Source organism: Parazoarcus communis SWub3 = DSM 12120, assembly GCF_003226565.1.
GTDB classification, from domain to species: Bacteria; Pseudomonadota; Gammaproteobacteria; order Burkholderiales; family Rhodocyclaceae; genus Parazoarcus; species Parazoarcus communis.
Genome location: NZ_QKOE01000163.1, coordinates 1 through 294 on the forward strand (window position 1 = coordinate 1; position 294 = coordinate 294).

The following is a 294-nucleotide window of genomic DNA, read 5'->3' on the forward strand; positions in this document are numbered from 1 at the left end:
GGACGGCTTTCTCGATGTCCTTGCCGTAACGCACCAGGTCTTCGGGTGCGTCGGAGTGGTCGATGCGGATGACGTCCTGCTCGATGATGGGACCCTGGTCGAGCTCGGAGGTGACGTAGTGGCAGGTTGCGCCAATGAGCTTGACGCCGCGCGCGTAGGCCTGGTGGTAAGGCTTGGCGCCGACGAAGCTGGGCAGGAAGCTGTGGTGGATGTTGATGATCTGGCCGGGATGGCGCTCGCACAGGCCCGGCGACAGGATCTGCATGTAGCGGGCCAGCACCATCACGTCGCCCG

At 64.6% G+C, this 294-nt stretch carries 1 protein-coding gene; it reads right to left on the minus strand.

The genetic code is table 11. From position 1 onward, the window contains the following. Positions 1-294 (minus strand): formyltransferase family protein (locus tag DNK49_RS23560; RefSeq protein ID WP_279386444.1); only part of this gene is annotated, 294 nt, incomplete at both ends.